Below are 5,406 nucleotides of genomic sequence, written 5' to 3'. Positions count from 1 at the left end.
GGCGGAATCCCAATGTCGGAGGCCCCCCCTAGTTTGTAAATGTCAGGTTCACACAACAGGAACAACCGAAAGGACACACCATGGGAATGGACGTTTACGGAGAGGCGGCCACGTCGGAGGTCGGAGAGTACTTCCGCAACAACGTGTGGTGGTGGCGGCCGCTGGCCGACTACATCCTGCGGACGCACCCGGAGCTAGCGTCGAGCTGCGCCGAGTGGCACAGCAACAGCGGCGACGGCCTGAACGCCGCCGAGTCGATCGCTCTCGCCGACGCTCTGGACGCGGATCTCGCATCCGGGGCCGTGGATGCCTACTCGACGGCGTACGCCGCTGAGGTGGCCGCTCTCCCCCGCGAGGCGTGCAACCTGTGCAACAGCACGGGACTGCGCACGGATGAGATCGGCGTCGCCCACGGCTACGACAAGCCTCGCGATCCGGCGACCGGACGCGGCGGGTGCAACGGCTGCGCTGGCGTGGGGACGCGTGAGCACTGGGCGGCGAGCTACCCGTTCGACACGGAGAACGTGCGCGAGTTCGCCGCGTTCCTCCGCGCCTCGGGCGGCTTCAAGATCCTCTGAGCCGTCGGCCGCCGTCACCTATCCGGGTGACGGCGGCCCCTCATCCAGGGTCACGAAACCCAATGTCGGTGGCCCCCCGTAATCTGTAAATGTCAGGTTCACAACAACAGTTCGAAAGGACACACATCATGACTGAGAAGAAGGTTCTGAAGGCCGAGGGAGTCGGCGAACTGGTCGGAGCGGTCACCGCACTGCTGGGGTACATGCCCGCGCACTCGTTGGTCATCGCCCCGCTCACGGGCACCCGCGCCACGAGCGCTATGCGGGTCGATCTCCCGACCGACGCCGAGGTCTACCCGGCCATGGTCGCGCAGGTGATGGGACTCACGTGCCGCGTGCAGGGCGTGACGGGCTTCGCGGCTGTCATCTACACCGACGGCACCGACTCGGAGCACGAGGGGCTGGCCGCAACCCTGCTGAGCGCGGCATCGTTCATCGGCCTGGACGTCGCCACCGTGGCATTCGTCACCCCGACCACCTGGGGCGAGTACTTCGAGGGAGCGGCCCGCCCCCTCGACACCCTCCCGGCGCTGCCGGGGCCGGATCTGGTGCGCGACGGCGACCAGACCTCCGGGGCATCCCTCCCCGTGGTCGATGAGGCGCTGCGGGTGCGGATCTTCAACGCCCCGCTGCCTCACCCGGAAAGCGTGGATGCGTGCGCTCTGTTCGAGGACGTGCTCACCTGGAACGTGGAGGCGCTGGACGCCGAGAAGGTGGCCGTGCTGACCGGCCTGGTGTCGCTGCCGATCTTCCGTGATGTCGCGCTCGCACAATGGGCGACGACGGAGGGGCAGGGCCGCGAAACCCTCGCCGCTCAGAAGGCGTTCCTGAACGGTGCGCCGATCGCGGATGAGGTGGGCGGCGTCATCCTGGGGCAGGGTTCGCGCCCCGAGGTTACCCGACTCCAGGGCGCTCTGGCGGTCTGCCGGATCGCCGCAGCGCACGCCCCCACGGAGGAAAGCGCAGCCGCGCTCCTCACCGCGTGCGGGTGGCTGTCGTGGGCGCTGGGTTCCTCCACTCACGCGTCGTTCTACATCGACCTCGCACGGGCGGCTGATCCCACGCTGTCGATGGCAGATCTGATGGCCGAGCTGGTCGCTCAGGGAATGCTCCCCGAGTGGGTTTTCACCCGCTGACAACCACCGGTGCCCCGGGAACCCCCGGGGCACCCCACAGCCTCACCTCACAGGAGAACATCATGGGACAGACCACCACCATCACCAACGCCCCCGACCTCACCGCGGAGCAGCTCGCCGAGCTTGCCGACGGTCACGTGTACGACACGACAGCGTGGACAGACGAGGACGGCACGCACCACGTGCAGGGCAACTCGAAATGGATGCCCGACGAGTGGGTCGCAGCCGTCGTGAGCCTCACCGAGGCGCTGCCCGAGGCGACGACAACTGTCGACGAGGAATGGGACACCCGAGACGCCGACGAGCCAGGGCAGACGATCAGCCGCTACCGCGCCGGGGCTCTCCTCTCCCAGGCATCCCAGGTCAACGGGCTGGTGCCCGGAGATCTGCCGACCGCGATCGCCAACGTGCGCGCCGCGCTCGCCGGTGACGGCGACGTCACGGAATCCGTCACCTGGCTCCTCGACGGACTCGACGGCACACGGGTGTAACCGGAACCGCCAGGGGACGGCGACCCCCGCTCCCCCTGGCGGAATCCCAATGTCGGAGGCCCCCCGTAGTCTGTAAATGTCAGGTTCACAACATTAGGGAGACTGGGACATGAAGACCACAGCCGAGATCGCCGACGAGCAGATGAAGGCGTTCACTCTCATCGACGCCGAGCAGTTCGAGGACGACCAGGAGAGCGACCCCGACGTGGAGGAGGTGTCCGCGCACTACATCCGTGAGCAGATCATCGCCGCACTCGACGCCGACCGCGCACAGCGCCCAACCGAGCTGCTCTACGACAGCCGCGATCTCCACGTCGCCGCCTGGCCCGCTCACCCCGACATGAGAGTCGCAGGCACGCCGGAGGCGATCGTGGTGCAGATTGACACCGGCGCGGCCACCGGCCGCATCCGCGTCAACCTGAACGATGCGCCGATCTGGGATGGAAACCCCGAGACGGACAGCACGCCCGGAGCATTCTTCGACCCGCAATAGCGGCGGCGGGCGGGCTGCCGACAGCAATGTCGGTGGCCCCCCGTAGTCTGTAAATGTCAGGTTCACAACACCACCTAGGAGAAGACATGACAGACATCACCACCACCGCCCCGGCCGCTCTCGGAGAAGGCACCATGGTGTTTCCGCCGGCACCGGCGGTCACCGACCGACGGGCCGGATTCAGCGGGGAGCTCGAGCGGGCGCGCGAGGAGTTGGCGGCCGCGCAGCGCGCGCTCGCCGAGAAGGATGAGGCGATCGTCGCGCGCAATCGCACCATCGAGCAGCTGCGCACCGAGCAGATCACCGACGGCGGCGATTACCGTCTCACGGAGTTCTGGGAGCGCGCGGGCCGCATCGCCGACAACGCCGACTTCTGCCAGGAGTACGACCGCATGGCCGAGGCCATGAACGGCCCGCGTCGCGAACGCGACTACGACGTGACACTGCGGATCACGGTCGAGTGGACGACCACACGCCGCGCCGTCGACGGTGACGCGGCGGGCGATTTCGCCCTCCAGGACTTCGACGTAACCGAGATCGCCGAAGAGGCGAGCATGGGAACGCTGACGGTCATCGAGTCCGAGGTGTACGAGACCGAGGAGGCCTGACAGCGACCGGGGAGGAGGCCACAAACCTCCTCCCCGGGGTTCCCAATGTCGGGGACATCCGCTAGACTGTAAATGTCAGGTTCACAACAATAGTTTTTCAGGACGGGCGCTCGCCGCCTCCCACCCGAAGGGAACACCATGATCGCCCAGGGCGTCACCCCCCGAGACTTCCTCGCACACGTCGAGATCACCGCAGCGGACCCCACCCCCGCCATGCAGTCCGGCCTGTACGACAGCGTCGGCCAGTTCTTCGCCGTCACCGGCCTCTACGCCGACCTCGACGCCCCCTTCGAAAAGTTCGAACCCTCCCCCAGCAACGACTGGCTCAGCCCCGGCTACGCGGCCGCCATCGCCTACCGCACCGACCCCAGCGCCCCCACCACCGACCACCCCTACATCCTCGCCACCTACATCGAAGGCGACGTCACCCGCTACCGGTTCACCCGCTTCGGAGACGCCGCCCGCGCAGGCCGCCTCTGGGCCGTCGGCACCCCGGCAGGCGCAGCATGAGCACCCGCGGCGAGCGCCCACCCGGCCCCCGCCCCGACTGGGCGACCGTGAGCCGGTGGGTCGACGCGGGCAAACCGCCCCTCAACCCCGACGGCACCTGGGATCCGCCCGCGCTCGCCGCATCCACCCAAGGAGGCACCCTCGATGACTGAGACACTGATCGACTGCCCCAAGCCCGGATGCGGATTCTCCAGCGCAGGCGGCACCCCGCGCGAAGCACAGGCCCGCCTCACCCGACACATGAGCCGCACCGACCACACCGCATTCGCCCGCCGTCACCGCGCCGCGCTCGCCGCATCCCAGGAGCGACCCGGGTGAGCGCCGGCGATCGCAAACCGGGCGAGACCCTCGAATGCCACCGATGCCACCGCATCGGAACACGCGGGTTCGTGCCCTGGGGCTCAGAAGGATGGGAGTGCTCCAACGATCGCGCCTGCACCGCACGCCTGCAGCAGCGCGAAAAACCCGACCCTCGCCAGATGTCACAGACCGAACTCAACGACCACCTCGACCGCCTCGTCACCCAAGGCCTCGACGACACCCCCGAATTCCACCAGGCCTACAAGATCTGGGAAAAAGACCAATGACCGACCCCACCAACCCCACCCACACCGAACACGTACCGCGCAGCGCTCGCCGCAGCACCGCAGATATCATGAGCCAAGGCACCCGGCTGTCGAGCACCCCCGCCCCGCGCGGGAAGGTGGTCCGAGCCTGTTGTGAACCTGACATTTCCCAGCAGCTCCAGCCGGGTGCCGCCTACCTCGTCGATCACCCGCACCCTCACACCGATCACGAAAGGCACCCGCTGATGCTCCACCGCGACAGCATCGACCTCCTCGTCACCGCAGCCGTCGCCGCACTCAGCGACGACGACGAACTCTCCACCCACCACGAACGCCTCGTCACCTCCGCCGACACCCTCGGCCAGATCCTCACCGACGCCGCGCTCGCCGCATCCGCGGAACCCTACAAGTGGCAGCCCGTCGCCGAACTCCTCACGCCCACTCTCGTCGACGACCTCATCCTCCAGCTGGAACGCACCCGCCTGGCCTACATCGACGCCTGCAGCAAGGCCGGCGACTGGGCGCACTCCCCCGCCCACCGCTACATCGACCGGCTCGGCACCAGCATCCGCGCCCGACTTGACCGCGGCACCACCGACCCCAATCAGATGATCCTCACCTCGAGCGAGCTCGAGGAGACAGACCCCGACTGGCGCCGCCCCACCATCCACGCTCACCACGACCTCACCGACTCGCAGGAGGATGACCATGGCCAGCCGTGACCTCGTCGGATACGACTACATCGCCGCCGGGCTCGGCCTCAAAGGCCCACAGCAAGCACGAGAGTACCGACACCGCCACGACGACTACCCCAAGCCCGCAAACCCCGGACAGCGCTCCCCCCTATTCCGCCGCGTCGACGCCGACCGCTACATCGACGCACACCGCAAACCAGGCGCACCCGAGAACCCCACACCCGAGCCCATCAAGATCGACCTCACCAAGCTCGTCGACTTCTCCTACCTCGCCAACGGCCTCCAGATCTCACTGAAGACCGCCTACAAATACGGCACCCCCACCAGCG

The 5,406-nt window shown here is 67.8% G+C and carries 10 protein-coding genes and 1 pseudogene; all 11 read left to right on the top strand.

What is annotated here, in order from left to right; genetic code table 11:
* Window positions 1-80: 80 nt before the first annotated feature.
* A complete protein-coding gene (locus E0W80_RS18945) occupies window positions 81-578 on the top strand; it encodes a hypothetical protein (RefSeq protein ID WP_131494540.1) in 498 nt (165 codons plus the stop codon).
* Window positions 579-706: 128 nt separating this feature from the next.
* Complete coding sequence (locus E0W80_RS18940) at window positions 707-1,714, top strand: DUF4192 family protein (RefSeq protein WP_165875518.1); 1,008 nt, start codon at window positions 707-709, stop codon at window positions 1,712-1,714.
* A 62-nt stretch (window positions 1,715-1,776) separates the two neighbouring features.
* On the top strand, window positions 1,777-2,205 hold the full coding sequence (locus E0W80_RS18935; RefSeq protein WP_131494538.1) for a hypothetical protein: 429 nt from the start codon (window positions 1,777-1,779) through the stop codon (window positions 2,203-2,205).
* Between the two features lie 109 nt (window positions 2,206-2,314).
* On the top strand, window positions 2,315-2,698 hold the full coding sequence (locus E0W80_RS18930) for a hypothetical protein (protein WP_131494537.1): 384 nt from the start codon (window positions 2,315-2,317) through the stop codon (window positions 2,696-2,698).
* An 86-nt stretch (window positions 2,699-2,784) separates the two neighbouring features.
* Window positions 2,785-3,306 carry a hypothetical protein gene (locus E0W80_RS18925; protein WP_131494536.1) on the top strand — a complete coding sequence of 174 codons (522 nt, stop codon included), beginning with the start codon at window positions 2,785-2,787 and terminating at the stop codon, window positions 3,304-3,306.
* 138 nt (window positions 3,307-3,444) lie between these two features.
* Complete coding sequence (locus tag E0W80_RS18920) at window positions 3,445-3,816, top strand: hypothetical protein (RefSeq protein WP_131494535.1); 372 nt, start codon at window positions 3,445-3,447, stop codon at window positions 3,814-3,816.
* A complete protein-coding gene (locus tag E0W80_RS19260) occupies window positions 3,813-3,968 on the top strand; it encodes a hypothetical protein (RefSeq protein ID WP_165875517.1) in 156 nt (51 codons plus the stop codon). Before E0W80_RS18920 ends, E0W80_RS19260 begins: the two co-directional genes overlap by 4 nt.
* Window positions 3,961-4,134, top strand: a complete 174-nt coding sequence (locus tag E0W80_RS19255) for a hypothetical protein (RefSeq protein ID WP_165875516.1) — start codon at window positions 3,961-3,963, stop codon at window positions 4,132-4,134. Before E0W80_RS19260 ends, E0W80_RS19255 begins: the two co-directional genes overlap by 8 nt.
* Window positions 4,131-4,403 carry a hypothetical protein gene (locus E0W80_RS18915; RefSeq protein WP_131494534.1) on the top strand — a complete coding sequence of 91 codons (273 nt, stop codon included), beginning with the start codon at window positions 4,131-4,133 and terminating at the stop codon, window positions 4,401-4,403. Before E0W80_RS19255 ends, E0W80_RS18915 begins: the two co-directional genes overlap by 4 nt.
* Complete coding sequence (locus E0W80_RS18910; protein ID WP_131494533.1) at window positions 4,400-5,104, top strand: hypothetical protein; 705 nt, start codon at window positions 4,400-4,402, stop codon at window positions 5,102-5,104. Before E0W80_RS18915 ends, E0W80_RS18910 begins: the two co-directional genes overlap by 4 nt.
* Window positions 5,091-5,406 (top strand): annotated as a pseudogene (locus tag E0W80_RS18905) (hypothetical protein); the annotation flags it as partial. The gene E0W80_RS18910 and the pseudogene E0W80_RS18905, both read left to right, overlap by 14 nt.

The sequence above is a fragment of the Microbacterium sp. PI-1 genome (genome assembly GCF_004337555.1).
In the GTDB taxonomy this organism is placed as follows: domain Bacteria; phylum Actinomycetota; class Actinomycetes; order Actinomycetales; family Microbacteriaceae; genus Microbacterium; species Microbacterium aurugineum.
The sequence above is the reverse complement of the archived record's forward strand: the minus strand, read 5'-3'. Positions and strand labels throughout refer to the sequence as shown.

What these genes read in the sequence shown, in the direction of transcription:
- E0W80_RS18920 (WP_131494535.1), top strand. Translation starts at nt 3,445, where the DNA reads ATGATCGCCCAGGGCGTCACCCCCCGAGACTTCCTCGCACACGTCGAG.
- E0W80_RS18935 (WP_131494538.1), top strand. Translation starts at nt 1,777, where the DNA reads ATGGGACAGACCACCACCATCACCAACGCCCCCGACCTCACCGCGGAG.
- E0W80_RS18930 (WP_131494537.1), top strand. Translation starts at nt 2,315, where the DNA reads ATGAAGACCACAGCCGAGATCGCCGACGAGCAGATGAAGGCGTTCACT.
- E0W80_RS19260 (WP_165875517.1), top strand. Translation starts at nt 3,813, where the DNA reads ATGAGCACCCGCGGCGAGCGCCCACCCGGCCCCCGCCCCGACTGGGCG.
- E0W80_RS18945 (WP_131494540.1), top strand. Translation starts at nt 81, where the DNA reads ATGGGAATGGACGTTTACGGAGAGGCGGCCACGTCGGAGGTCGGAGAG.
- E0W80_RS18940 (WP_165875518.1), top strand. Translation starts at nt 707, where the DNA reads ATGACTGAGAAGAAGGTTCTGAAGGCCGAGGGAGTCGGCGAACTGGTC.
- E0W80_RS18910 (WP_131494533.1), top strand. Translation starts at nt 4,400, where the DNA reads ATGACCGACCCCACCAACCCCACCCACACCGAACACGTACCGCGCAGC.
- E0W80_RS19255 (WP_165875516.1), top strand. Translation starts at nt 3,961, where the DNA reads ATGACTGAGACACTGATCGACTGCCCCAAGCCCGGATGCGGATTCTCC.
- E0W80_RS18925 (WP_131494536.1), top strand. Translation starts at nt 2,785, where the DNA reads ATGACAGACATCACCACCACCGCCCCGGCCGCTCTCGGAGAAGGCACC.